Consider the following 25,348-nt stretch of genomic DNA (forward strand, 5'->3'; position numbering starts at 1 on the left):
CGTCAGCAGGCCCGAACCTACGAAGCCCTGTGCAGCGCCATAGCCAACACCCTCGACAGCATCACGCCAAAGGAGTGCGCCAACTACATCACCAATGCAGGATACGCTTCAATCTAATATTGGAACGCTCTAGAGCGCTCCATCATTTGATTTGAACGGCCAGACGCACAGGCGGTCATCCCCGCCTCCGTGCGGGGGCAGCGGAAGACCCGGCGAATGCTGTCCATGTCGGCCATTCAGGAAGGCTCCCCCGGATAAACCAGGGGTGACAGTCCGGAAACCGGCGATTCATTCATACTGTCTGAACGGTTCAGAGCCGTTGTCCCGGCGCGCTGTTGCCCCTGTCAGCCTGTGCCGCCGACCGTCAGGCCGTCAATGCGCAGGGTGGGCTGACCAACGCCGACAGGGACGCCCTGTCCGGCCTTGCCGCAGGTGCCGATGCCGGGGTCCAGGGCCATGTCGTTGCCGATCATCGCGACCTTCTTCAACACTTCCTCACCCGAACCGATCAGGGTCGCGCCTTTCAGCGGACGGCCCAGCCTGCCATCCTCGATCTCGTAGGCTTCGGTGCAACTGAAGACGAACTTGCCGGACACGATGTCGACCTGGCCACCGCCGAAGCTGGTGGCGTAAACACCCTTCTTCACGCCCTGCAGGATCTCCTCGGGGTCGCGGTCGCCGTTCATCATCACCGTATTGGTCATGCGCGGCATCGGCATGTGGGCGAAGCTCTCGCGGCGGCCGTTGCCGGTGGGGGCAACCCCCATCAGCCGCGCGTTCAGCCGGTCCTGCATGTAACCGGTCAGGATCCCGTCCTCGATCAGTACCGTGCGCGACGAAGGCGTGCCCTCGTCGTCGATGGTCAGCGATCCGCGCCGGTCCGGGATGGTGCCGTCATCGACCACGGTCACGCCGGGTGCGGCCACGCGCTGTCCCATCAGGCCCGAGAATACAGAGCTTTTCTTGCGGTTGAAGTCGCCTTCCAGACCGTGCCCGATGGCTTCATGCAACAGGATGCCGGGCCAGCCCGGACCCAGCACGACGGTCTGTTCGCCCGCAGGCGCGGCGATGCTGTCGAGATTGACCAGCGCCTGCCGCAGGGCCTCGTCGACCTCCTGCTGCCAGCGAACGGGGTCCATGTAGATATCGAAGCCCGTGCGCCCGCCCGTGCCTGCCGAGCCGCTTTCCTGCCGGTCGCCGTCGCCGACCACGACCGCGACGTTCAGACGGACCAGCGGACGGATATCGGCCGCGCGCTGACCGTCGGCGCGGATGATCTGCACGGCCTTCCATGATCCGGCCAGCGAGCAGGTGACCTGTCGTACGCGCTCGTCCTTCGAACGGGCATAGGCGTCGATCTCCTGCAACAGCTTCACTTTCTGCTCGAAGCTCGGCTGACCCAGCGGGTTCTCATCGCCATAGAGGATGCGGTTGGTGCCTGCTGGGCCATCGGCCTGAGTGCCCGAGTGGCCGCTGGTGACGGCCTGTACGGTGTCTGTCGCGCGCCCGATGGCGGCTTCGGACAGTTCGGATGCGTGGGCGTAACCCTGAGCCTCGTCGGCAACGGCGCGCAGGCCGAAGCCCTGCGCCGTATCGAAGCTTGCGTTCTTCAGGCGTCCGTCATCGAACGCCAGCATCTCTGACTGGCTGTATTCCAGATAGAGCTCGCCGTCGTCGGCGCCTTTCAGCGCCTCGGCGACCTGGCGTTCCGTCTTCCCCAGATCCAGACCTGCGCGGTCGAAAAACAGGTCGTCGGTCTGGGAAAGATTGGACATCGGGTACTCCGGCTGTTGGGCAAATGCTGCTACGCAGAGAATAGGGTGGCGGACCCTTCACTCCAAGAGGCGTCGTCGGCCTCGGCGTCTTTGCTGCTCAGGCTGAGATGCAGGGCCTCGGCAATCGGCGTGTGCGGTTCCTCACCGATCCGCTCCAGCAGCCGGGTGTTGTCCAGCGCCGCATCGACCTGCCAGAGGTAGCGCATCTCCCGGATCTCGCGCAGCAGGGGAACGAAGGGTGCTGCGAAGAACGTGGCGGCCCACGGAAAGGATTTCACTTTCGACGCGGGTAAACCCGATGCCTCGGCGATCTGAACGGCGAAGTCACGACCGTTCGCGAAGTAATGACCCGCGAAGTGCAGGTCCTCGAACCGATCCATGCGCGCATCTTCCTGCATCAGGCGCACAAACGTACGGGCGAGGTCGGGCAGGTAGGCAAAGGCATGGCCGGCGTCCGTGCCGGGCCAGATCACCTTTCGCACGGGCTTGCCCGGCGTACGCATGACCGTTTCGAACCAGGACGCCGGTGCGTGGCGGCCGAAGAAATCGCCGGCCCGTAGGATCGTGACCTTCGCACCGCTGTCTTTCAGCATCCGCTCCATCTCGACCCGGACGCGGCCCTTGGCGGAAACCGGATTCTGTTCGGCCCCCTCGCGGATCAGCGGCATGGCATCCGGTCCGAAATTATAGATGCTGCCCGGGATGAACAGGCGCGCGTCGACGCTCAGCGCCGCGCGGGCTGCGTTGCGCGCCATCTTCACCACCGTCCTGTCCCAGTTCCGGTAGCGGGGCGGATTTGCGGCATGCAGGATGAAATCGCATCCCCCTGCCGCCCGCACCACGTCCGCTGTCACCATCGCGTCGCCGGCCACGACGTCGATGGCCGGGTTGAGGTCGAGTGCGCCGGGGTGCCGGTGCATGGCGCGGACGTCATATCCGCTGTCCAGCGCGGCGCTGGCCATCTCGCAGCCCGCGCCGCCGGTGATTCCGATGATCAGGATTCGCTGTGTCATGGTTTGATCCTCCAACAGGTTCATTGAACATGACGGAAGAATGGTCGCGGCTGTGACGAATGGAAATTGACTGAAATCGAACTTTATCTATACTTTTTTGTATGAATGAGAATCTTGACTGGGATCATCTTCAAAGCTTTCGGGCCGTTCTGCGCGAAGGGGGCCTGTCGCAGGCGGCGCGGGCGCGTGGCATGAGCCAGCCCAGCATCGGGCGGCATGTCGATGCGCTGGAGGTTCGGCTGGGCGGTGCGCTGTTCACCCGTTCCCGGATCGGCATGACGCCGACGGCCCTGGCGCTGACGCTGGCACCGCATGCTGACGCCATGGCCCATGCGGCTGCCGCGCTCAAACGGACCGCAGCGAGTGACAGCACGGCCATCAGCGGCCCCATCAGGCTGACTGCCGCGGAGGTCATGGCGCAGGAAGTTCTGCCGCGGATTCTGACTGAATTCGCCGACGACCATCCCGATATCGAGTTCGAACTGGTGTCCTCCAACCAGCCGCTGGATCTGCTGACCCGCGAGGCCGACATGGCGGTGCGGATGGTGCGCCCGGAGCAGCAGGCCGTCATTGCCCGCCGGATCGCGACCAGTCGCATTCACCTCTATGCTCATCGCGCCTACATCGAGGCGCACGGCATGCCGCAGGCGATGAAGGATCTGCAGGGGCATCGTCTCATCGGCTATGACCGCAACCCGATGGCGATCAGGATGGCCGCCGGGCTTGGCATCCCGGTGACGCCGGACACCTTCACCTTTCGCAGCGATTCCGAGACGGCACAACTGGCGATGCTGCGCGCCGGGTACGGGATCGGCGGGGTACAGGTGCCGCTGGCGGCGCGCGATCCGGATCTGCTGCCTGTGATGTCGGACCGGCTGTCGTTCGATCTGGAAATCTGGCTGGCCATGCACGAACGGCTGAAGACCAGCCTGCCCATGCGCCTGCTGATGGACCATCTCGCGTCGGGTCTGGCCGACTATGCGCGTGGTGCTGACGCCGTTTGACAGTACACTCCCGCCCGGAGCGTTCTGACGGGGGAGGAAAACGGGCATGCGCGCATGGGAAATCATATCGGGAGACGGTGTCGACGCGCTGCATCTGGCGAAACGCGAAACGCCGGAGCCGGGTCCCGGACAGGTCCGGATACGGATGCACGCGAATTCGATCAACTACCGCGACCTGACCACCATCGAGGACCCGGTTAGCCGGAAACTGCCGTTCCCGACGGTACCCAATTCCGACGGGGCGGGCGTCGTGACGGCCGTCGGCGCCGGTTGCAGTCTGAAGGAGGGGGACCGTGTCACCTCCTGCTTCTTCGAGGACTGGACCGGCGGTGAGATCAGTGCCGCCGCCATGGCCTCGGCTCTCGGCGGCGCGCGTCAGGGCGTGCTGGCGGAAGAAGTCGTCCTGCCGGAACGGGGCGTTGTCCCGACGCCGGACCATCTGACGGATGCCGAGGCGGCGACGTTGCCATGTGCGGCATTGACCGCCTGGCATGCGCTCACCCTGCCGCGGCCGGTGCTGGCGGGAGAGACCGTCCTTCTGCTTGGCACCGGTGGTGTGTCGGTCTTCGCGCAGCAGTTCTGCGCGATGATGGGCGTCAATACGATTGTCACGTCGTCCTCCGATGCGAAACTGGCACGCATGAAAGAACTGGGAGCCGGTGAGGCCATCAACTATCGCAATACACCCGACTGGGATGCAGCGGTGCTGGAACTCACCAACGGCAAGGGTGTCGACCGGGTGGTCGAGGTCGGTGGACCCGGAACCTTCGACAGGTCCGTGAACGCCGTCCGCGTTGGCGGTCTCGTGGGTCTCATCGGCATTCTGACCGGTGTTGCCGGACAGGCCAGTCCGACCGCGATCATGCGAAAATCCGTGACCGTGCGCGGTATCTATGTCGGGTCGCGTGACATGTTTCTGGACATGAACCGGGCGATCACGACGCACGGGTTGAAGCCTGTGATCGACCAGACGTTCGATTTCGACGATGCCCGCGCCGCCTATCACACGATGCGCGGTGCCGGCCATTTCGGAAAGCTGGTGATCGAGGTCTGAGAGATACGCGTTGCCTGCTCAGATATGGCGTGACTGCAGAACGCCGTCGGCGCTGAGTCTTTCAATCTCGCTCGCGGACTTGCCGAGCCGTTCGGACAGCACCTGTGCGTTGTGCTCGCCCATGAACGGCGCGGTGAGATCCAGCTCTTCGGGGAAGTCCGAGAAACGCAGCGGGCTGCGCGGGATGCCGAAACTGCCGACGCCGCGATCCTCGATCCGCCGGATCGTGCCGCGCTCGATCAGGTGCGGATGCTCGACGGCCTCGGCGACGGTCAGTACAGGCGCGCAGGGGACACGGGCTTTCTCAAGCGCATCCAGCACCGCGCGATCGGTCTTGAACGTCTGCAGCCAGCCTTCGATGATCGCCGCAAGTGCCTCACGGTTGGCCAGACGGTCGGTGCCATCGACGAACCGTGGATCGTTCATCAGTTCTTCCATGTTCATGGCCCGGCAGAGGCGCTGCCACTGGTCACCCAGCGCGATGATCACGATGAATCCCTCGGGTGCCTTGAAGATACCCAGCGGCGCGACCAGCGGGTGATGACTGCCGTTCCGGGTCGGCTGTGTCGCGCCCCGGGTCATCGTGTAGGACTGCACGTTCAATTCATGGGCGTGGAAGTAGAAATCCAGCAGCGAGATATCGAGATACTGTCCGTCTCCGCCCGTACGCTCGCGATGGAACAGTGCCGCATTGATGGCGGCCAGCGACGTGATCGCGGTCCCGATGTCGCCGACCGCCAGACCCGCAACGGGCGGGGCCTTGTCCGGTTCGCCGATCATCGAGGTCACGCCGGCAACGGCCTGGGCGATATAGTCGAAGCCCGGCAAGTCACGCAGCGGACCGGACTGACCGAATGCCGAGATCGAGCACATGATGGCACGCGGGTTGATCGCGTGGACGACGTCCCAGCCGAGGCCGAGGCGGTCGATGACGCCGGGCGAGAAATTCTCGATCACGACATCGGCCTGCGCGATCAGGCCCTTCAGCAGATCGACGGCCTCCGGCTTGCGAATGTCGACACAGACCGACTGCTTGCCCTGGTTGTGCTGCACGAAATAGGCGGAGCGGCCCTCGCGCAGTTCCGGCAGCACCCGGCAGAGGTCGCCGTTCGGGGCCATCTCGATCTTGATCACGTCCGCGCCCATTTCGGCCATCAGGCGCGTACAGGCCGGACCCGCGATGAATTGCGTGAAGTCCAGGACGGTCACGCCGTCCAGCACGTGTGTGTATGTCACTGTTCCCTCCCCAAGGAGCAGATCCGGGGCGATGTATTCCCGGTGCCGAAGCCAGCTTAGCTGAGCAGAGCGGTCAGAAAAAGAAAAGCCGGCCAACATGTTGACCGGCTTCCCTTCGTTTGCCGTATTTCTCACCCGGCGGCGCGCGTCTGTGGCAGCGCTCGGCCCGGGCTTCCCTCCCGAGACTTGGGCAAAAGATGAATATCTATTACGCAAACATCGCACCTGCCGCAAGGGAATTTGCACAGCAGATGATCATGCCGCGTGAACTATGCCGCCATTTCGTCCAGTTCGCGGATCAGCGCCTCGGTCATCTGCTCGGTCGAAACCGCCGTGCCGCCCGACGCCATGATATCCGGCGTGCGCAGGCCCTTGGCCAGCACGTTGTTCACGGCCTTCTCGATCAGGTCGGCGTCGTCGGGCAGGTCGAACGTGTAGCGCAGGGACATGGCATAGCTGAGCAGGGTCGCCAGCGGATTGGCCTTGCCCTGACCGGCGATGTCGGGTGCCGACCCATGCACGGGCTCGTACAGCGACTTGCGGCGGCCGGTCTCGTCCACATCGCCCAGCGATGCCGACGGCAGCATGCCCAGCGAACCGGTCAGCATCGCGGCGGCGTCCGACAGCATGTCGCCGAACAGGTTGTCGGTGACGATCACGTCGAACTGCTTCGGTGCCCGGACCAGCTGCATCGCGCAGTTGTCGGCGTACATGTGGGACAGCTCGACGTCGGAGAACTCCTCGGCGTGCAGCTTGGTCACTTCCTGCCGCCAGAGCACGCCGGATTCCATCACGTTGGCCTTCTCGACCGAGCAGAGCCGGTTGTTGCGCTTGCGGGCCAGGTCAAAGCCGACCGCGGCGACGCGGCGAATTTCTGATGTCGTGTAGACCTGTGTGTTGATGCCCCGGCGTTCGCCGTTGGGCAGGTCCTCGATACCGCGCGGTTCACCGAAATACACGCCGCCGGTCAGTTCACGCAGGATCATGATGTCCAGCCCGGCGATGATCTCCGGCTTCAGCGATGACGCCTCGACCAGCGCATCGAAGCACAGCGCGGGCCGCAGGTTCGCGTAGAGACCCAGATCCTTGCGCAGGCGCAACAGGCCGCGTTCCGGTTTCTGATCGAACGGCAGTTCATCCCACTTCGGCCCGCCGACCGCGCCCAGCAGCACCGCGTCGGAGTTCATCGCCGTATCGACGGTCTTGTCGGTCACCGGAATGCCGTGGGCATCGATGGCCGAGCCACCGACCAGGTCTTCCTCGACGTCGAAGGAGACCGCGCGGCGCTTGTCCATCCAGTCGATGACCTTGCGCACGGTGACCATGACCTCGGGGCCAATGCCGTCGCCCGGCAGGATCAGAAGCTTGCGGTTGGATGCCATTGGTGATGTCTCCTTCAATCTCGATGGTCATCCCCGGGACTTGATCCCGGGGTCCATGCCAGAGCGCGTCTGAATGCGCGAGGATTGCGGCAAAGCTCAGGCGTGGGCTCCGGCATCAAGTCCCGGAGCAGGTGGTGGTCTATTGCTTCAGGCGCCGGCGTAAAGCCAGGGCTGGGCGGCTTTCTGGGAACCTTCGTAGGTGTCGATGGACTTCTCCGACTGCATGGTCAGGCCGATATCGTCCAGCGCGTTCAGCAGGCAGTGCTTGCGGAACGGATCGATCTCGAACTCGAAGGTCTTGCCGTTGGACGCCTTCACCGTCTGGCTTTCCAGATCGACGGTCAGTTCCAGGCCCTCGGCGGCGTCGGCCAGCAGATAGTCGATGGCCGCCTTGGGCAGCGGCACCGCCAGAATGCCGTTCTTGGAGCAGTTGTTGTAGAAGATGTCGGCGAAGCTCTCGGCGATCACGCAGCGGATGCCGAAATCGACCAGCGCCCATGGCGCATGCTCGCGGCTGGACCCGCAGCCGAAGTTCTTGCCGGCCACCAGGATCTCGGCGTCGCGATAGGGTGCCTTGTTCAGCACGAAGTCCGGTTTTTCCGCACCGTCCTCGGTATAGCGCATCTCGTCGAACAGGTTCTTGCCCAGTCCGGACCGCTTGATGGTTTTCAGGAACAGCTTCGGGATGATCATGTCGGTGTCGATGTTGTCGATCTTCATCGGCGCGGCGATGGCCGTCAGCTTGTCGAATTTCTGCATGGTGGACTGCTCCCTCAATGTCTTGGGCGTTGTCATAGCGCCGCGCGCCGCATAATTAAAGACGATAGCAGCAGAGAAAGCGCAAACAGTCATGTCTCGACCCGATGCCGAATTTCCCGGCGGCAACGACAATCAGGCTTCGGCAAATGCCGCAGAATATGAAGACAAGCGGAAATCCGTTCTGGCAGCCTATGTCGTCTGGTTCTTCCTCGGCTGGCTCGGCCTGCACCGGGTCTATCTGGGGCGGATCGTGTCGGCGGTGCTCATGTTCGTGCTGTGGTTGATCGGATCAGGCATCACGGCGGTGATCTGGCTTCCCATCTTCCTCATTCCCTGGGGATTGTGGTGGCTGCTCGATGCCTTCCTGATTCCGGGCATGGTGGCATCCGAAAACAAGGCGCTTTTCGACCGCATCGAACGGGGTCGGTAACGACCGGGCGCACAGGTTCCGGCTGCCGTCGGTCCCTGCCCGATCGGCTGTCGAATGTCACATCAAAGGTGTCACCCCCACGCAGAGGCGGGCATGACACCGAGGAAGCCCATGGAAGCCCAGACTGCCCTCAATCCAGATCGCGCACGTCCGCCAGCTTGCCTTTTACCGCCGCCGCGGCGGCCATGGCCGGGCTGACCAGATGGGTGCGCCCGCCGCGGCCCTGACGGCCTTCGAAGTTGCGGTTTGATGTCGATGCGCAGCGCTCGCCCGGCTGCAACCGGTCGGCGTTCATGGCCAGACACATGGAACAGCCGGGTTCACGCCAGTCGAAGCCGGCCTCGATGAAGATCTTGTCCAGACCTTCCTGTTCGGCCTGTTCCTTCACCAGACCGGAACCCGGCACGATCATGGCGTAGACGCCGCTCGCCACCTTGCGCCCCTTCGCCACCGCAGCGGCGGCACGCATGTCCTCGATCCGCCCGTTGGTGCAGGATCCGATGAAGACCTTGTCGATGGGAACATCCGTCAGCTTCACGCCCGGCTGGAGGCCCATGTAGTCGAGCGCGCGCTCCAGCGAGGAGCGGCGGATCTCGTCTTCTTCCTCGGCCGGGTCGGGCACGCGTGACGTGATCGGTGCGACGTCCTGCGGGCTGGTGCCCCAGGTGATGTGCGGGGTGATGTCCTCGGCGGCGAGATGGATTTCCTCGTCATACCGCGCGCCCTCATCGGAAACGAAGGTCTTCCAGTAGTTGACGGCGGCTTCGTACTGACCGGCCTTCGGCGCCATCGGACGGCCCTTCATGTAATCGAAGGTCACCTGATCGGGCGCGATCAGCCCGGCGCGCGCACCCGCCTCGATCGACATGTTGCAGACCGTCATGCGGCCTTCCATTGACAGGTTGCGGATCGCCGACCCGGCATATTCGATGACGTAGCCGGTGCCGCCTGCCGTCCCCGTTCGACCGATGATGGCCAGGATCATGTCCTTGGCGGTCACGCCGATGGGCAGGTCGCCCTCGACCGTGATGCGCATGTTCTTGGATTTCCGCTGCAGCAGGCACTGGGTCGCCAGCACGTGCTCGACCTCGGACGTGCCGATACCGAAGGCCAGCGCACCGAATGCGCCGTGCGTTGCCGTGTGGCTGTCGCCGCAGACGATGGTCATGCCGGGCTGGGTGAAACCCTGCTCGGGGCCGATGATGTGCACGATGCCCTGACGGATGTCATCCATGCCGAAATAGGGCACGCCGAAATCGGCGCAGTTCTTCTCCAGCGTCTCGACCTGGATGCGGCTTTCCTCGTCGGTGATGCCGGCGGAGCGGTCACTGGTCGGCACATTGTGGTCGGCGACGGCCAGCGTGGCGTCGGTGCGGCGCACGGTGCGGCCGGTGTTGCGCAGCCCTTCGAATGCCTGCGGACTGGTGACTTCGTGCACCAGATGCCGGTCGATATACAGAATCGAGGTGCCGTCCTCGCGGGTCTCGACGAGGTGTGAATCCCAGATCTTGTCGAACAATGTTCTTGGTGCGGTCATGACGGCGGTCTCTTCCCCGGATGGCGGTACAGGTACGTACGGAAAACGGGGCTATCCCTATGCAAACCGGGGCCGCAGGTCAACGACAGAGAGTGGGTCGCACCGCTGTCTGCCGGTCACACGACCGCATGCGGCGGCGCGCCGTGTTCAGGCACCCATCTGCTTGCGGGCGTTGCGCAGGCCGATCTCGTCCATCTGCTCCTGCTCGCGCCGGTCGAGCCGTCGTTTCCGCTCGGCGCGCCGGTTCTCCAGCACCTGCTCGTAGCGCTTGCGCTCCCGGAAGGCTTCGGAGACCTTCTCGCGGGCCACTTCGATCTGCCCGTCCAGTTCGGCGATGGAGATGCGCAGACGCGACTGGCGGTCCCGCGCCGCTTTCAGGAAACCGCCGAGGGTGTTGGTCAGCATGGGGTTGGTCTGGGCGGCCTGCATCTCGTGGGCGATCTCATTGTCGATCTGGATCACGCGGTCGGCCAGGTCGGCGCGCACGACCTCCAGATCGGTCAGCGCCTGCCGGGCCTGATCCAGCGTCAGTTGCGCCATTCCGATCAGTCTTTCGAGGGTCTTCATGCGGCAGCCCTTTCATATCCGAGCAGTTCGGCCAGCCGGGCGAAACCGCCGTCGATCGTTTCATGCTCTTCCATGTCCTGTGACAGGAAGGCCTCAAGTTGCGCGTTGTAGGCAATGGCTTCGTCGATGCGCGGATCCGAGCCCTTGCGATAGGCACCGATGCGGATCAGTTCGCCCATCTCGTCATAGGCCGCCAGCAGTTCACGCGCCCTGCCGGAGATCTCGCGCTGCTCCTTGGTCTGGCAGGCGGGCATGGTCCGGGAGATGGATTTCAGAATGTTGATGGCCGGATAGCGGCCCCGCTCGGCGATGGCCCGTTCCAGCACGACGTGGCCGTCCAGAATGCCGCGCACCGCATCGGCGATCGGTTCGTCGGTATCGCCGCCTTCGACCAGCACCGTGAACAGGCCGGTGATGGCCGATCCGTCGGTGCCCGGGCCGGCACGTTCCAGCAGTTGCGGCAGTTCGGCGAAGACGGACGGTGTATAGCCCTTGGCGGCGGGCGGCTCACCCGCGGACAGGCCGATCTCGCGCTGCGCCATGGCGAAGCGGGTGACCGAGTCCATCATGCAGAGCACATCCTTGCCCTCGTCGCGGAAATACTCCGACAGGGTCAGGGTCATGTGCGCGGCCTGGCGACGCATCAGCGCCGGTTCGTCCGACGTGGCGACGACCACGATGCTGCGGGCGAGGCCTTCCGGTCCCAGATAGTCCTCAATGAATTCCTTCACCTCGCGGCCGCGTTCGCCGATCAGACCGATCACCGCGACATCGGTTTCGGTGAACTTGGCCAGCATCGACAGCAGCACCGACTTGCCGACGCCGGAACCGGCGAAGATGCCCATGCGCTGCCCGCGGCAGGTGGTCAGGAAGGTGTTCAGCGACCGGATGCCGGTATCCATCGGCTCACCGACGCGATCCCTCAGATGGGCTTGCGGCGGACGGCCCCGCAGCGGGCACGAGCGCGGGCCGTTCCTGAGCGGCGGGCCGCCGTCGATGGGGTCGCCCAGCGCATTGACAACCCGGCCCAGCCAGCTTGCGTCCGGCTGTATCACCGGTTGATCGGCCTTGATCACAGCCTGACAGCCGACGCCGACGCCATCCAGCGCGCCGAAGGGCATGGCCAGCGCCGTTTCATCGCGGAAGCCCACGATCTCGGCCTCGACCTGGCGGCCATCGCGCGCGCCAAGGGCAACCCGGGCACCGACACTCAGCCGCCATGAGATGCCGCCGATCTCGACCATCAGGCCCTGAACCGCGGATACGCGACCGAAATAGCTCTTTGGTTCTATCCGTTCCAGTTCTGCAAGCAGGCTGTGCACGATACCGACCGACCCCGTGAATTGTTTAACGAAGCGACCGTCACACGATTGGCTTAATGTCGGGTTAAACATGGCCGGGCCCGGAAAATTAGGGTTCTCGACATAAAAGTTAACGCTGTTAACCTTTGGTTAAGATTAATCGGAAATTATCCTTCGCATGGCCTGCGGGCACAGGTAAGGGAACAGAAACATGCGCGTACTGCTGATCGAAGATGACATGGCGATGTCACGCGGTATCGAAACGATGCTGGCTTCCGACGGGTTCAACGTCTATGCGACCGACCTCGGGGAAGAGGGCGTCGATCTTGGCAAGCTCTATGACTATGACATCATTTTGCTGGACCTGAACCTGCCCGACATGCACGGCTATGACGTGCTGAAGAAGCTGCGGGTCTCGAAGGTCGATACCCCGGTTCTGATCCTTTCCGGCATGGCCGACGTGGGCGGGATCGTGAAGGGGCTGGGCTTCGGTGCCGACGATTATCTGACCAAGCCCTTCCGCCGCGAGGAACTGATCGCGCGCATTCACGCCATCGTCCGCCGGTCCAAGGGCCACGCCCAGTCGGTCATCCGCACCGGCAAGCTGACCGTCAATCTGGACACCAAGTCCGTCGAGGTCGAGAACCAGCGCATCCATCTGACCGGCAAGGAATATTCCATGCTGGAACTGCTGTCGCTGCGCAAGGGCACGACCCTGACCAAGGAAATGTTCCTGAACCACCTGTACGGCGGCATGGACGAACCCGAACTGAAGATCATCGACGTATTCATCTGCAAGCTGCGCAAGAAGCTCGCGTCGGCCACCGGCGGCGAGCATTACATCGAAACGGTCTGGGGCCGCGGGTATGTGCTGCGCGACCCGGAAGCTGCCGAAGCGGCAGCCTGACCCGGTCAACCTCCTTTAGCGTCCCTCCCTGTCGGGGGCTCCGGTTCTGCCGGAGCCCCTTTTTCGTTCGGGGCGGGCGGTCCGGCTCAGTTCACGCCTTTCTCCACGCCTTCCCAATAGGGTTTGCGCAGTTCCGTCTTCAGGATCTTGCCGGCGCCCGAGACGGGCATCGGTTCGGTCCGGAAACTGACGCTGCGGGGACACTTGTAGTTGGCGATCAGGTCATGGCAGAAGGCGATGATCTCGGCCTCGGTCGTCGACTTGCCCTCGTGGCAGCGGACGATGGCGTGCACGCGTTCGCCCCACTTGTCGTCCGGCACGCCGATGACCGCGCATTCGACGACGGCAGGATGCTGGTAGACGGCGTTCTCGACCTCGGCGGAATAGACGTTCTCGCCGCCCGAGATGATCATGTCCTTCACCCGGTCGACGATGTAGACGAAGCCGTCCTCGTCCAGATAGCCGCCGTCGCCGGTGTGTATCCAGCCGTCCTTCAGCGTCTGCGCCGTCAGTTCGGGCTTGTTCCAGTAGCCCTGCATGACATTCGGCCCCTTCGCGCAGACCTCTCCGATCTCGCCGGGCTTCAGGATGTTGCCGTCCTCGTCCTTGATGCACAGCTCGACGCCATAGGTGGCGCGCCCGGCGGACTTCGCCTTGCCGCCCTCGCCGAAGCTGTGGAACTGCGGTTTCAGGATGGTCAGCAGGGGCGACGTCTCGGTCTGGCCGTAGGCATGATAGAAGCCGACGCTCGGGATCAGTTCCATCGCCTTGCGGATCACGGCCTCCGGCATCGGTGAAGCGCCGTACAGGATGCCGCGCAGCGAGGACAGGTCGCGCCTGGTGACGTCGGGATGGTTGACCACCATGTTCATCATCACCGGCACGAACAGACCGTTGGTGACCCTGTGGGTCTCGATAGCTTCCAGCGCCGCCGCGGGTTCGAACTTCGGGATGAAGCGGTGGCTGGCCGCCAGCATGGTTGCGGCAAAGGTCGATGTCCCGTCCGCCAGATGGAACATCGGGCCCGAATGCAGCCAGATCATGTCCTCCTCGAAGTCGGAATCGCGCATCATGTGCAGGGCGTTCGACACGAGGTTGCGGTGGCTCAGCATGACGCCCTTGGACACGCCGGTCGTGCCGCCGGTGTAGAAGAGCCCGGCCAGATCCTCGCCCTCGCGCCCGGCGTCTTCGATGGCGCTCTGGCTGTCGATCAGGGATTCATAGTGGATCAGGCCGTCGGGCGCGTCGCCGTCGCCGACATAGACGATCTTCTCGACCGACGGCATGTTGCCCTGCAGCTTTGGCAGGAACGGCAGGAAATCATCGTCGATGAACAGCACGCGGCTCTCGGAGTCCGACAGCCAGTAGGCCACTTCCGGCGGGGCCAGGCGTGTGTTGACGGGTACGAAGACGTTGCCGGCCCAGGGCACGGCGAAGAAATATTCCAGATAGCGGTCGGAGTTGTTGGCCAGCAGGGCGACCCGTTCGCCGGCATCCAGACCGAGTGATTGCAGTCCGGCCGCCAGCCGGGCGACGCGGTCGTGGAATTCCGACCAGGTGCGCGTGCGGTCGGCGAAAACGGTCGCGACGCCGTTGCGATTGACCTGCGCCGCGCGCCGGACTCCCTGCGTCAGTGACATGTGCATTTCCTGAACCCTCCCCGGAACCTCGAAACAAGCGGCCAGAGCGTATGGGGCAGGCCCGATGGTGACAAGCCTCGCTGAAACGGGGCAGGCCGCCATGCTGTCCGGAACGGCGATGCCGGTTGCCTGGCCGTGCCGCAGCCCGATCCTGTTTCAATAATGGTGTGATCCGAACCGTTCGGCGCGCCAGACGGCGGGGCTCTTGGGCAGCATGACGCAGACCGCCGCGATCAGGCAGAGCATGGCCCCGACGAGGATCGGATATTCATAGGATCCGTAGGCATCGAACAGGTCGCCGGCCAGGGCCGGGCCGATCAGTGCGCCGACGCCGACCGACGCATAGACGAAGCCGATGATGGAGCCTGTGTGCTGCACGCCGAAATAGTCGGCCAGCAGTGTCGGCGCGAGCGCGACGAAGCCGCCGTAAAGCGTGCCGAAGACAACGCCGAAGACCAGCAGGTGCCAGTATTCGGTGGAAAAGTTCCAGCCGACCATCGACACCGCCAGCCCGAAGTACAGGAACGTCACCACCGGCTGACGACCGAATTTCTGCGCCACCGGACCCAGCGCGATGCGGCCCAGAATGGAACCGATTCCGATGGTGCTGATCACCCAGAACCCCTGATCCTCGGAAAGCCCGATTCCTTCGGCGAACTTGGCGATGTGAACGAAGGGGACGAACAGGCCGATCGAGACCAGCATCGCGCCGGCAAAGATCATCCAGTGCGGAAAGGTCCGGCGCGCCTCGGGTCCGGTCAGGGACGGACCGGCATTGATGCCCGTGGGCGGACCGTCAGACCCATCGGGGAACTGGCCACGCGAATCCGGCGCATTCGAGAGCAGGGCCGCCGCGCCGACGCCGATCACCAGCACCGCGAGGGCCAGAATCGCATAGGCATTGCGCCAGCCGCCCTGTTCGATCAGCAGGTCGGCCACATGGGGCGCGATGAAGGTGCCGACGCCGATGCCCATGATGGCCATGCCCGACGCGGTGGCCCGCCGCACCGCGAACCAGCGCTGCACGACACCGATGGCGGGGACGTACATGCAGCCGACACCGACGCCCACACCCAGGCCATAGGCCCAGTAGACCTGGGTCACGCTTTCCGCGCGGGATGCCAGGAACAGCCCGAGCGCAGTCACGATGCTGCCGAAGATGACGACGGGACGGGCCCCGATCCTGTCGCCGGCCGGTCCGCTCCATGCGCCCAGGAAGAAGTACAGGAAACCGGCGATACCAAAGATTCGCGAGGTGTCGCCGCGATCGATGGCGTACTCGCTGGCCAACGGGTCGAAGAAGGCGGGAAACGTGTAGGCCACACCGAATCCCACCATCAGGATCGCGAAGGACGCCCAGACCATGATCCAGCCGTGGAACGGGCGTTTCTGCGCCGGTGCCATCGGCCTGTCTGCTGCCATGGATGAGTTGGTCATGCGTTCCCCTCTGCGCGCACAGTCTGGGTGGACGCGCCGGATTGCGCAACTATGATCCTCCGCCGAACAGGGGAGGAATGCAGTGACCGATTGGCCCGACGCCATCTATGGCGAACTGAAGTCGGCGGATGTCCGGCAGATCGCATATGTGCCCGATGCGGGCCACAGCCGCCTGATCGGCCGGTGCCGTGGCGATGCGGACATGCGCGCCATCCCGCTGACCAACGAGATGGAGGGACCGGCGGTGCTTGCCGGGGCCTGGCTGGGCGGACAGCGCGGTGCGCTGCTGATGCAGTCCAGCGGTGTGGGCAACTGCCCGAACATGATCGCGACGTCGGTGACCTGCCGCTTTCCGCTGCTGATGCTGATCACGATGCGCGGGGAGTTCGGCGAATTCAATCCGTGGCAACTGCCGATGGGACAGTCGGCCCGGCCGCTGCTGGAGCAGATGGGCACCATCGTCTACCGGCTGGATGACCCTGACGATGCGGCCTCGACGGTTGCCGCCGCCGCCAACCTGGCATTCGAGGGGCTGACGCCCGTGGCCGTGCTGATCGCGCAGAAGCTGATCGGTACCAAGAGTTTCGGGAAGTGAACGACATGACCGATCGCGCGAACACCTATCCGCTGCGCCGCCGGGACCTCTCGGCGCGCATCATGGGAGACAATCCCGAAGCCCTTTTCATTGCCGGACTTGGCGCGACCGCCTGGGATCTGACTGCCGCCGGGGACCGCCACACGACGTTCCCGCTCTGGGGCGCAATGGGCGGCGCGGCGGCGATGGGGCTCGGCCTCGCGCTGGCGCAGCCGGACCGGCGTGTGATCGTCGTGACCGGCGATGGCGAGCAGCTGATGGGGATGGGCGCGCTTGCGACCGTGGCCGTCCAGCGCCCGAAGAACCTGGCGATTGTCGTCTTCGACAATGAATCCTACGGCGAGACCGGCATGCAGGCGACCCACACGGCCGAAGGCGTCGATCTCGCAGGGGTCGCCCGGTCGGTCGGTCTGCCCGTCGTGGCCTCGGCGTCGACCGCCGACGAGGCGGAACGGCTGCACGGCCTGATCCACGATGCCGAAGGTCCGGTCTTCGCGAGCTTCAAGATCAGGGCCGAGCAACTGCCGTTCTCCCTGCCGCCCAAGGACGGTGCCTGGCTGAAGGACCGTTTCCGGCTGGCGGTGCTCGGCCCGTCGGGTGTCAACGAGGGCTGATCGGAGGACCCGCCCGGGATGCGATCCCGTTGTGACCGCCGATGCAGCAGGGGCGCGAAACCGCCGGGTGACATACCGCCGCCCTTGGCGGGTCCGGCGCGGGCGGGTATAGCAATCTCACATCCATTTCCGCAGGAGCGATCGTGAGCGGCGAGACCGAAAGCATCGAAGTCAGCGAAGTCCAGCACGACGACAAGAGCGGACGCCCGAAGCCGAAGAAGGTGAATGCGCTCGTCCGGCTATGGCCGTTCGCCAGACCGTACCGCCCGCTGATCCTGTTTGCGATCGTCGCGCTGGTCGGCGCCGCGGGTGCCACGCTGGCGATCGGCCAGGCCGTGCGCCGGATGGTCGATTACGGCTTTGCGGCCCCCGGCGAGGCTGCCAACGCGGGTTATCTGGACGAATATTTCCTCGCCCTGTTCGGCGTGTTCGCCATGCTCGCGGTGTTTACCTTCGCGCGTTACTACACGGTGACCTGGCTGGGCGAGCGGATCGTCGCCGACATCCGTAATGCGGTCTATGCGCATGTGCTGCGGCTGGACCCGTCCTTCTTCGAGAAGACCAAGACCGGCGAGGTGATGAGCCGTCTGACAGTCGATACCGAGCTGATCCAGACGGTCGTCGGTTCCAGCGCCTCCATGGCGTTGCGAAACCTGCTGATGTTCGTCGGCGGTCTGGCGATGCTGATCATCACCAGTCCCAAGCTGGCCGGCATGGTGCTGGCCATCGTGCCGCTGGTGATCATTCCCATCATCCTGTTCGGCCGCAAGCTGCGCGGGCTCAGCCGCCAGAGCCAGGACCGCGTCGCAGAGGTGAACTCCCGCGCCGAGGAGAGCCTGAACGCCGTGCAGACGGTGCAGGCCTTCACGCAGGAGGATCACGAACAGCGCCGGTTCGCCGGTGCGGTCAGTGCGACGCTGGCTGTCGCGAAGAAGCGGATCTGGGTGCGGGCCTGGCTGACCGCCGTCGTCATCCTGTGCATCTTCGGTGCGATCGACATCGTGCTCTGGCTCGGCGCGACGGATGTCGCCAACGGGGTGATGTCCAGCGGTGAACTGACGGCCTTCGTGTTCTACGCCATCGTCGTGGCCGGGTCGGTGGGCACCCTGTCCGAGATGTGGGGCGATCTGCAGCGCGCGGCGGGCGCCACGGAGCGGCTGATGGAACTTCTGTCGATGCCGCCCGGTATCGCGACGCCGGCGCAGCCGACCGCACTGAATCCTGCCGAGGGCAGCATTGCTTTCCAGGACGTGGGTTTCCGCTATCCCGCACGGCCGGAAGTGTCGGCACTGGACGGTTTTGCGATGTCGGTCGCGCCGGGCGAGAAGGTCGCGCTTGTCGGCCCGAGCGGTGCCGGCAAGTCGACCGTGTTCCAGCTTCTGCTGCGCTTCTACGACATCGAACGGGGGCAGATACTGGTCGACGGTACGAACATCGCCGATGCGGACCCGGTGGAGGTGCGTCGCCGCTATGGGCTGGTCGCGCAGGATCCGGTGATGTTTGCCGCCACGGCGATGGAGAACATCCGCTACGGTCGCCCCGAGGCGAGCGACGAAGAGGTGCGCGAAGCCGCCGCCGCCGCCGGTGCCGCAGAGTTTCTCGACCGTCTGCCGGAAGGCTATGACACCGAACTGGGCGAGAAGGGGCAGCGGCTTTCGGGCGGGCAGCGTCAGCGCATTGCCATTGCCCGCGCGCTGCTGCGCGATCCGTCGATCCTGTTGCTGGACGAGGCCACATCGGCGCTGGATGCCGAATCCGAACGTGCGGTTCAGCAGGCCCTGGAGACCCTGATGCAGGGGCGGACGACACTGGTCATCGCGCATCGGCTGGCCACGGTCCTGAAGGCGGATCGGATCATCGTGATGGATCAGGGCAAGGTCGTCGCGTCGGGCACGCATGCCGAACTGATGGCCCAGGACGGGCTGTATGCGCGTCTGGCGAAGCTGCAGTTCGATGCCTCCCGCGATGCCATGCATGAAGCGGCTGAATAGATCGCGGCGTATCGCCCATGTCTTCACCGACGGTCACCTCGTGTTCGGCGGGATGCGTCTGAGATGCACTCTGGGCAGAACGGGAATTGTCGCGGACAAGCGGGAAGGTGACGGCGGAACGCCCGTCGGCCTGTTTCCGGTTCGGCATGTCCATTTCAGAAATCGGGCGGGACGCCCCCGCACGCTGCTTCCTGCAACGCCGGTGCTGCGGTCCCATGGCTGGTGCGATGATCCCGGCCATCCGCGCTACAACCGGTTTGTCAGGCTGCCGTTCCCCGCGCGGCACGAAAAACTCTGGCGTGGCGACCGGCTGTATGACTGCCTGATCGTGCTGGGGCAGAACGACCGGCCCGCCGTGCCGGAACGGGGGAGCGCGGTGTTCGTGCATGTCATGTCCCCTGCTGCCGAGCCGACCGAGGGGTGTGTCGCGCTTCAGCCGGGCGATCTTCGCCGTCTTCTGGTCCTGCTGAGGCCCGGCGATCTCTTTCGCATTCACAGTCCGGGCGGAAAAACACCTGCCTTTCCCCTACGTCGGGCTTGTATCCCCCAGACAGCTATGGTCGGTTAACCGGCAACTGACCGGTATTCATCAGGAGAAGGCAAGATGGCGACACTGGAAGAAATCACCGAGGGTATGCGCGACCGCGTGGGCGAGAAGTCCGGGCTGGATGCGACGCTGAAGTTCGATTTTGGCGATGACGGGGTGATCTATGTCGATGGTGTCTCATCGCCGAACACGGTCACAAATGAAGACAAGGAAGCCGATTGCACCATGAAGATGTCGAAAGAAGACTTTCTGAAGATGGTGAATGGCGAACTGGACGGCACGACCGCCTTCATGATGGGCAAGCTGAAGATCGAGGGATCCATGGGCGTCGCCATGAAGCTGCAGAGCGTTCTGAAGTAATTTCAGCTGGATCAGCCGGTTTTACCGGCCTGAAAAGTCGAAAGGGCGGCCCGGGGAGGAGTGGGCCGCCCTTTCTGTATTCGAGCCGGGCGCTATTTCGGGGAGGAGACGCGACCTTGTCAGCTCGAAACTTGTTAAGACATAAACGAATCAAAACTCGATATGCAAAAAGATTGCCATGAAGCAAGCAAATTTGAAACAGAAAGTTTTTTTGCAACGCAGCAATTTATATGCACTGCAACATAGTTCCGGCACCCGGATCCGTCAACACCCTTTTTGTGATTGAATTTCGTTTTTTCCGGGTTCAAAAGGTACGGCATCGCAAGACATATCCGATGATCGGCGGCGCTCGCAATTTCCGGAAATAATATAGTTTCTCCGGGTATTTAACTGTCGTTTCGCGCCTCCCGATTGTTCGATCCGATCGTCCGAACCTGACTGGAAAAATCTGATGGAAAACCTTACCGCCGACGACATCGAAGCGGCGCGCGGTCGGATCGCGCGGGCCGTCCGCCGGACGCCGTTGCTGCATGCCCGTCCGGTGGCAGGCCGCGATCCCGGCTGCGATCTGTTTCTCAAGCTGGAGAATCTGCAGATCGCGGGCTCTTTCAAGGCGCGTGGTGCCGCCAATACGGTACTGTCGCTGGACAGGGCGTCGCTGCAGCGGGGTCTGGTCACCGCGTCGGGCGGCAATCATGGTCTGGGGGTCGCCGCTGCAGCGCAGGCAGCGCAGGTTCCCGCCGTCATCCACCTGTCCACGAATGCCACGCCGGACAAGGTGAAACGGCTGCAGGCCTTCGGTGCCGAGGTCGTGCTGGAGGGCGAGGTCTGGGACGACGCCAACGCTCTGGCGCTCGCGCGCGCGGCGCAGGATGGCAGCACATATGTTCACCCGTTCGCCCAGCCGTCGGTCATCGCGGGGCAGGGCACGGTGGCGCTGGAGCTTCTGGAAGACCTTCCCGATGTCGAGACGGTGGTCGTTGCGATCGGCGGCGGCGGACTGATTTCCGGCATGGCGACCGCCTTGAAGGCGAAACGTCCGAAGGTGCGCGTCATCGGAGTCGAAGCGGAAGGCGCACCGACCCTGAAGCGGTCGCGGGAGGCCGGCGAACTGGTCACCCTTGAGAAGATCACCAGCAAGGTGGCGACGCTCTCGCCGCGCCGTTCAGCCGAAATCAACTTGCGCATCGTGCAGGAACTGGTCGACGACATCGTCCTTGTTTCCGACGCCGAGATGAAGGATGCGGCCCGCTGGCTTTGGTCGGATTTCGGCATTGGTGCCGAACTGGCCGGGGCAGCGGGCATGGCGGCCGTCCTGCAGCGACGGTTCAGCTTCCGACCGGACGAGAAGGTCGGTGTGCTGGTCTGCGGTGCGGGAACGGATGGTCTGTCATAGGCTCTGCAGGCGCAGGATGTGACTCCGGCCAGGTACTCTGCCGTGCGGTTGCCGTGCCGGTCGCGTGACAACGGCAGGTGACTGGTCCAGACCCGATACCGCAAAGGCCGCCGTGATACTTTCAAGTACGGGCAGGACGGTGCCGAGACCGCTGCCGAACATCATCTCCGACATCAGGGTCGCTGCCAGGTCCTGGTGACCATCGCCGGCAGCCGTGAAGGTGCGGCAGAGCAGCATCTCGTCACGGCTGAGTTCGGTCGCGGACCGGATGCGGACGTCGATCGTGCGCCGCGCGTGCGCCGCCAGGGCGCTCATCAGGTCATCGATGTCGGACGCAGCCCCTTCAAGCATATGTGCGCGCAGCGCCGGAAGGATCTCTTCCGTCGGGCTGACCTTGCGAAACATCGCGCCGACCCAGCGGCGCGTGCACCACAGGAACAGGCGTTCCCCCTCTGTCAGATCGCCGGTTGTCAGGGCCGGTGTCGCGGGATGGATCAGGATGGTCATCGGTCTCTCCGTTCTTAATATGAAAATGATAATCATTATTAAAAAAGGATGCAACATTGCCGTGCGCCACGCTGATCGGTAAGGCGGCGTCACAGAAAGGGAGATCGTGATGAGACGATTTGAAGTGCGCCGTGCCCGGCCCGGCGATGCCGCCGGCATCGCGGACATGTTCAATGCCCTGGACCGTGAGGATCTGGGCGATGCCGCGCTTTGCCCGTTCACGCCACAGATCGTCCTGCGGGACGCGGTCGGCGAAGCCAGCCTGCTGGCGACGGAAGTGGCGGTCGCGGACGGGAATGTCATCGGCGCGGCGGCGCACAATCTGGCCTACCACGCCGAGACGGCGCGTCCGGCCCGCTGGCTGGAGATGCTGTACGTCGTGCCGGAATGGCGCAAGGCGGGCGTCGGCCGGGCGCTGATGCACGCGGTTTCGCGCGCGGCGCTGGCGGGCGGATGCGATGCGGTGTTCTGGGCGGTGCGCCGGCACAATGATGGCGGTGCGGACTTCTACGACCGTCTGGGCGCGGGCGATGAGGACGCCAACGTCCGGGTGCTGCTGGACGACGCGCTGCGCCGACTGACGGGTGAAATCGCCGAGGGTCAGTAGTCGGCGAAGACCTGGTCGATCTTTTCCTTCAGCGTGAGCGCCGTGAAGGGCTTGACGATATAGTTGCTGACGCCCGCATGCTTGGCGGCGATGACGTTCTCGGTCTTGCTCTCGGCGGTGACCATGATGAAGGGCAGGTCGTGAAGCCCCTCGTCAGCCCGGATTTCCTCCAGAAGCTGGTAACCGGTCATGGGCTCCATGTTCCAGTCCGAGATGATCATGCCGAAATCGTTCTTGCGCAGGGTCCGCAGCGCCTGCGCACCGTCGGAGGCGGTCGTGATATTGGTGTAGCCGATTTCCTTCAGCAGGTTGCCGATGATCCTGAGCATCTGGTGATAATCATCGACGATCAGGATCGGCATGTCGGGATCGATACGCATTCGAGGGTCACCATCATCACGGAACTGGGACGCATTCTGCGTCTCAAGCCCTCAATTTTCGGTAAATGGTTCCCGGCCGGGCGTGAGCCTTGTGGCGCGGGTGTGCCAATCCTATAGTCCGCGCCGCAGTCTGGAAATACAGCCGTGAACAGATGGGGAGAGCCGCGCCGATGTCCGTGATCACCGAAAAGGGAACCACCTACTATCTGGATCAGATGGAAGTGGGCATGGCCGCAGAATACACCGACACCATCACCGAGGAACTGATCCAGTCCTTCGCCGACGCGTCCGGTGACGACAATCCGCTGCACCTGGACGAGGACTATGCCAGGACGACCATGTTCAAGGGCCGGATCGCGCACGGCATGCTGTCGGGCAGTTTCCTGTCGACGATCTTCGGGACCATCTTCCCCGGTCCGGGCGGCATCTATCTCAGCCAGAACATGAAGTTCGTGGCACCCGTCCGGATCGGTGACGTCGTCACGGCCCGGGCCGAAATCGACGAAGTGCTGGCCGACAAGGGCCGCGTCCACTTCGTCTGCACCTGCAAGGTGGCCGGCAAGGACGTGATCGTCGGCGATGCCTGGATCATGCCGCCCAAGCGCAAGAAGTAATCCCGTCCATGCACATTGTCAGACTATCGAATCCCGTCGCAGCGGATCTGCGCGGTGCCGCGATCGCGATCGGTAACTTCGATGGCGTGCACAGCGGACACCGCATGCTGATCGAGCGCGCGCGCGACGCCGGAACGGCACGGGATGCGCACCATGGCGTGCTGACTTTCGAACCGCATCCGCGCGAATATTTCGCCCGGAACGCGCCGCCCTTTCGCCTGACCAATTTCCGCGCGAAAGCCGCCGGCCTGTGTCATGCCGGCGTCGATCTGATGGCCGTCGCAAGCTTTGGCCGGCGCATGGCCAACATGTCGGCAGCCGACTTCGTGGACCGCATTCTGGTCGAGCGGCTCGGGGTCGGGCATGTGGTCGTCGGCTATGATTTCGCGTTCGGCCACAAACGCTCGGGCAATGTGAGTTACCTGAGGGCGGCGGCGGACCACCACGGCTTCGGACTGACGGTGGTCGATCCCATCCGTGAGGGCGATGAGGTCATCTCGTCGACCCGGATCCGGGACGCCCTGTGGCAGGGCGAGCCGCGCCGGGCAGCCGCATTGCTGGGCCACTGGTGGGAGATCCACGGACGCGTGCGCAAGGGGGATCAGCGCGGCCGCACCATCGGTTTCCCGACGGCGAACATCGCGCTGGGCGGTTATCTGGAACCCCAGTTCGGCGTCTATGCAGTACAGATCGGCTGGCCCGAGAGGGGCGAGATCGTCTGGCGCGACGGCGTCGCCAATCTGGGCCGCCGTCCGACGTTCAACAAGACCGAAGTGCTGCTTGAAGTGAATGTCTTCGATTTCTCGGGCGACATTTACGGCAAGCGGGCGCAGGTCCGGTTCATCGATTTCATCCGGCCCGAGCAGAAGTTCGACGGCCTGGATGCGCTGAAGGCGCAGATCGCCGCCGACGCCGAACGTTCGCGGGAGATACTGGCCAGCTTATAGCGTGGCGAATCCGCCGTCGACCACCAGTTCCTCGCCGAGGACGTAGGAAGAATCGTCCGAGATCAGGTAGAGCGCCGCCTTCGCGATTTCGTCGGCGCGTCCGACGCGACCCATGGGCACGACGGTCTTGAGCTTCTCGCGCATGCCTTCGATCTGATCTTCCGACCACCCGAGCTTGCCGTAGATCGGCGTGTCGATCGCACCGGGGCACAGGGCATTGACGCGGATGCCCTTCCCGACGAGTTCCGCCGACAGCATCCGGGCCATCGATCGCTGCGCCGCCTTCGATGCGCCATAGAGGCAGGATCCCGCTGCACCGGTCTGATTGCGGACCGACGTCGTGATCACGATGGCGCCTCCGTCCGACATCAGCGGCACGCATTGCTGTGCCGAGAAATAGGTGCCCTTGACGTTGATGTTGAAGATGCGGTCGTACTCGGCTTCGTCGGCCTGATCGAGACTCGTGAAGCCGGTCACGCCCGCGTTGAGAAACAGGCCGTGCAGCGTGCCGAGACTGTCTTTCACTCCGGTGGCCATGCGGGCGATGCTGCGCACGTCCGAGACGTCCGCAACGATGCCCACGACACCTTTCCCGAGTTGCTCAAGGGCCTTGTCGACGGTCTCCTCGCGGCTGCCGGTGACCGCGACCGTGGCACCCTCTTCGATGAACAGCCGGGCGCTGGCCATGCCGATACCCGATGTGCCGCCCGTGATCAGAATATTCTTGCCAGTCAGACGGCCCATGATT

26 protein-coding genes are annotated in these 25,348 nt (G+C 64.0%); 13 read left to right on the top strand and 13 right to left on the bottom strand.

Annotated elements, in window-relative coordinates; genetic code table 11:
• Window positions 1–344: 344 nt before the first annotated feature.
• Both tldD and ACN0X7_RS00010 read right to left on the bottom strand, forming a co-directional pair.
• A complete protein-coding gene (tldD, locus tag ACN0X7_RS00005; RefSeq protein WP_417512789.1) occupies window positions 345–1,775 on the bottom strand; it encodes a metalloprotease TldD in 1,431 nt (476 codons plus the stop codon).
• Between the two features lie 29 nt (window positions 1,776–1,804).
• On the bottom strand, window positions 1,805–2,788 hold the full coding sequence (locus ACN0X7_RS00010; RefSeq protein ID WP_417512791.1) for an NAD(P)H-binding protein: 984 nt from the start codon (window positions 2,786–2,788) through the stop codon (window positions 1,805–1,807).
• Window positions 2,789–2,889: 101 nt separating this feature from the next.
• On the opposite strand from ACN0X7_RS00010, the gene ACN0X7_RS00015 reads away from it, so the two are divergent.
• The gene (locus tag ACN0X7_RS00015; protein WP_417512793.1) at window positions 2,890–3,792 is read left to right on the top strand and encodes a LysR family transcriptional regulator; all 903 of its coding nucleotides are present in this window, start codon (window positions 2,890–2,892) and stop codon (window positions 3,790–3,792) included.
• A 46-nt stretch (window positions 3,793–3,838) separates the two neighbouring features.
• Window positions 3,839–4,846, top strand: a complete 1,008-nt coding sequence (locus ACN0X7_RS00020) for a zinc-dependent alcohol dehydrogenase family protein (RefSeq protein ID WP_417512795.1) — start codon at window positions 3,839–3,841, stop codon at window positions 4,844–4,846.
• Window positions 4,847–4,864: 18 nt separating this feature from the next.
• Here the strand turns inward: ACN0X7_RS00020 and ACN0X7_RS00025 are convergent, their stop codons facing one another.
• The 3 genes from ACN0X7_RS00025 to leuD all read right to left on the bottom strand — a co-directional run bounded on the left by ACN0X7_RS00025 (window position 4,865) and on the right by leuD (window position 8,223).
• Window positions 4,865–6,082, bottom strand: a complete 1,218-nt coding sequence (locus tag ACN0X7_RS00025) for a CaiB/BaiF CoA transferase family protein (RefSeq protein WP_417512797.1) — start codon at window positions 6,080–6,082, stop codon at window positions 4,865–4,867.
• Window positions 6,083–6,351: 269 nt separating this feature from the next.
• Window positions 6,352–7,464 carry a 3-isopropylmalate dehydrogenase gene (leuB, locus tag ACN0X7_RS00030; protein WP_417512799.1) on the bottom strand — a complete coding sequence of 371 codons (1,113 nt, stop codon included), beginning with the start codon at window positions 7,462–7,464 and terminating at the stop codon, window positions 6,352–6,354.
• A 147-nt stretch (window positions 7,465–7,611) separates the two neighbouring features.
• Window positions 7,612–8,223, bottom strand: a complete 612-nt coding sequence (leuD, locus tag ACN0X7_RS00035) for a 3-isopropylmalate dehydratase small subunit (protein ID WP_417512801.1) — start codon at window positions 8,221–8,223, stop codon at window positions 7,612–7,614.
• Between the two features lie 91 nt (window positions 8,224–8,314).
• On the opposite strand from leuD, the gene ACN0X7_RS00040 reads away from it, so the two are divergent.
• Entirely contained in the window at window positions 8,315–8,653 is a 339-nt protein-coding gene (locus ACN0X7_RS00040) for a TM2 domain-containing protein (RefSeq protein ID WP_417512803.1), read from the top strand.
• A 130-nt stretch (window positions 8,654–8,783) separates the two neighbouring features.
• Here ACN0X7_RS00040 and leuC read toward each other — a convergent pair whose 3' ends face one another.
• The 3 genes from leuC to fliI all read right to left on the bottom strand — a co-directional run bounded on the left by leuC (window position 8,784) and on the right by fliI (window position 12,079).
• On the bottom strand, window positions 8,784–10,190 hold the full coding sequence (gene leuC, locus ACN0X7_RS00045) for a 3-isopropylmalate dehydratase large subunit (RefSeq protein ID WP_417512805.1): 1,407 nt from the start codon (window positions 10,188–10,190) through the stop codon (window positions 8,784–8,786).
• A gap of 147 nt (window positions 10,191–10,337) precedes the next feature.
• A complete protein-coding gene (fliJ, locus tag ACN0X7_RS00050) occupies window positions 10,338–10,757 on the bottom strand; it encodes a flagellar export protein FliJ (protein ID WP_417512807.1) in 420 nt (139 codons plus the stop codon).
• Window positions 10,754–12,079, bottom strand: coding sequence for a flagellar protein export ATPase FliI (fliI, locus tag ACN0X7_RS00055; protein ID WP_417512809.1), 1,326 nt, complete (start codon window positions 12,077–12,079; stop codon window positions 10,754–10,756). The genes fliJ and fliI overlap by 4 nt, the downstream gene beginning before the upstream one ends.
• Window positions 12,080–12,269: 190 nt before the next feature.
• Here fliI and ctrA point away from each other — a divergent pair, with 190 nt between their 5' ends.
• Window positions 12,270–12,965, top strand: a complete 696-nt coding sequence (gene ctrA / locus ACN0X7_RS00060) for a response regulator transcription factor CtrA (RefSeq protein WP_417512811.1) — start codon at window positions 12,270–12,272, stop codon at window positions 12,963–12,965.
• 86 nt (window positions 12,966–13,051) lie between these two features.
• On the opposite strand, the gene ACN0X7_RS00065 is transcribed toward ctrA, so the two are convergent.
• Together ACN0X7_RS00065 and ACN0X7_RS00070 are read right to left on the bottom strand one after the other, a co-directional pair.
• Complete coding sequence (locus ACN0X7_RS00065) at window positions 13,052–14,605, bottom strand: long-chain-fatty-acid--CoA ligase (RefSeq protein WP_417512813.1); 1,554 nt, start codon at window positions 14,603–14,605, stop codon at window positions 13,052–13,054.
• A gap of 156 nt (window positions 14,606–14,761) precedes the next feature.
• Window positions 14,762–16,042, bottom strand: a complete 1,281-nt coding sequence (locus ACN0X7_RS00070; protein WP_417512815.1) for an MFS transporter — start codon at window positions 16,040–16,042, stop codon at window positions 14,762–14,764.
• 82 nt (window positions 16,043–16,124) lie between these two features.
• Here ACN0X7_RS00070 and ACN0X7_RS00075 point away from each other — a divergent pair, with 82 nt between their 5' ends.
• From ACN0X7_RS00075 to ACN0X7_RS00100, 6 genes are all read left to right on the top strand, one after another.
• A complete protein-coding gene (locus ACN0X7_RS00075) occupies window positions 16,125–16,637 on the top strand; it encodes a phosphonopyruvate decarboxylase (protein WP_417512817.1) in 513 nt (170 codons plus the stop codon).
• Between the two features lie 5 nt (window positions 16,638–16,642).
• Window positions 16,643–17,251 carry a thiamine pyrophosphate-dependent enzyme gene (locus ACN0X7_RS00080; protein WP_417512818.1) on the top strand — a complete coding sequence of 203 codons (609 nt, stop codon included), beginning with the start codon at window positions 16,643–16,645 and terminating at the stop codon, window positions 17,249–17,251.
• Window positions 17,252–17,394: 143 nt separating this feature from the next.
• Complete coding sequence (locus tag ACN0X7_RS00085; protein ID WP_417512820.1) at window positions 17,395–19,242, top strand: ABC transporter transmembrane domain-containing protein; 1,848 nt, start codon at window positions 17,395–17,397, stop codon at window positions 19,240–19,242.
• A complete protein-coding gene (locus ACN0X7_RS00090; protein WP_417512822.1) occupies window positions 19,226–19,810 on the top strand; it encodes a L,D-transpeptidase family protein in 585 nt (194 codons plus the stop codon). Before ACN0X7_RS00085 ends, ACN0X7_RS00090 begins: the two co-directional genes overlap by 17 nt.
• Before the next feature lie 36 nt (window positions 19,811–19,846).
• Window positions 19,847–20,149 carry an SCP2 sterol-binding domain-containing protein gene (locus ACN0X7_RS00095; RefSeq protein ID WP_417512824.1) on the top strand — a complete coding sequence of 101 codons (303 nt, stop codon included), beginning with the start codon at window positions 19,847–19,849 and terminating at the stop codon, window positions 20,147–20,149.
• 451 nt (window positions 20,150–20,600) lie between these two features.
• Entirely contained in the window at window positions 20,601–21,545 is a 945-nt protein-coding gene (locus ACN0X7_RS00100) for a threonine ammonia-lyase (RefSeq protein ID WP_417512826.1), read from the top strand.
• Here ACN0X7_RS00100 and ACN0X7_RS00105 read toward each other — a convergent pair.
• Window positions 21,540–22,052 (bottom strand): hypothetical protein, encoded by a 513-nt coding sequence (locus tag ACN0X7_RS00105; RefSeq protein WP_417512828.1) that lies wholly within the window; start codon window positions 22,050–22,052, stop codon window positions 21,540–21,542. The two genes, ACN0X7_RS00100 and ACN0X7_RS00105, sit on opposite strands and share 6 nt — an antisense overlap.
• Window positions 22,053–22,161: 109 nt before the next feature.
• Between ACN0X7_RS00105 and ACN0X7_RS00110 the strand changes: the two genes are divergently transcribed.
• Window positions 22,162–22,659, top strand: a complete 498-nt coding sequence (locus ACN0X7_RS00110; RefSeq protein ID WP_417512830.1) for a GNAT family N-acetyltransferase — start codon at window positions 22,162–22,164, stop codon at window positions 22,657–22,659.
• On the opposite strand, the gene ACN0X7_RS00115 is transcribed toward ACN0X7_RS00110, so the two are convergent.
• On the bottom strand, window positions 22,653–23,039 hold the full coding sequence (locus ACN0X7_RS00115) for a response regulator (RefSeq protein WP_417512832.1): 387 nt from the start codon (window positions 23,037–23,039) through the stop codon (window positions 22,653–22,655). The two genes, ACN0X7_RS00110 and ACN0X7_RS00115, sit on opposite strands and share 7 nt — an antisense overlap.
• Window positions 23,040–23,209: 170 nt before the next feature.
• On the opposite strand from ACN0X7_RS00115, the gene ACN0X7_RS00120 reads away from it, so the two are divergent.
• Both ACN0X7_RS00120 and ACN0X7_RS00125 read left to right on the top strand, forming a co-directional pair.
• On the top strand, window positions 23,210–23,653 hold the full coding sequence (locus ACN0X7_RS00120; RefSeq protein ID WP_417512834.1) for a MaoC family dehydratase: 444 nt from the start codon (window positions 23,210–23,212) through the stop codon (window positions 23,651–23,653).
• Between the two features lie 8 nt (window positions 23,654–23,661).
• Entirely contained in the window at window positions 23,662–24,600 is a 939-nt protein-coding gene (locus ACN0X7_RS00125; protein WP_417512836.1) for a bifunctional riboflavin kinase/FAD synthetase, read from the top strand.
• Here ACN0X7_RS00125 and ACN0X7_RS00130 read toward each other — a convergent pair.
• Complete coding sequence (locus tag ACN0X7_RS00130) at window positions 24,595–25,344, bottom strand: SDR family oxidoreductase (RefSeq protein ID WP_417512838.1); 750 nt, start codon at window positions 25,342–25,344, stop codon at window positions 24,595–24,597. The genes ACN0X7_RS00125 and ACN0X7_RS00130 overlap by 6 nt on opposite strands.
• Window positions 25,345–25,348: the final 4 nt, after the last annotated feature.

Source organism: Minwuia sp. (assembly GCF_048263705.1).
GTDB lineage: Bacteria > Pseudomonadota > Alphaproteobacteria > Minwuiales > Minwuiaceae > Minwuia.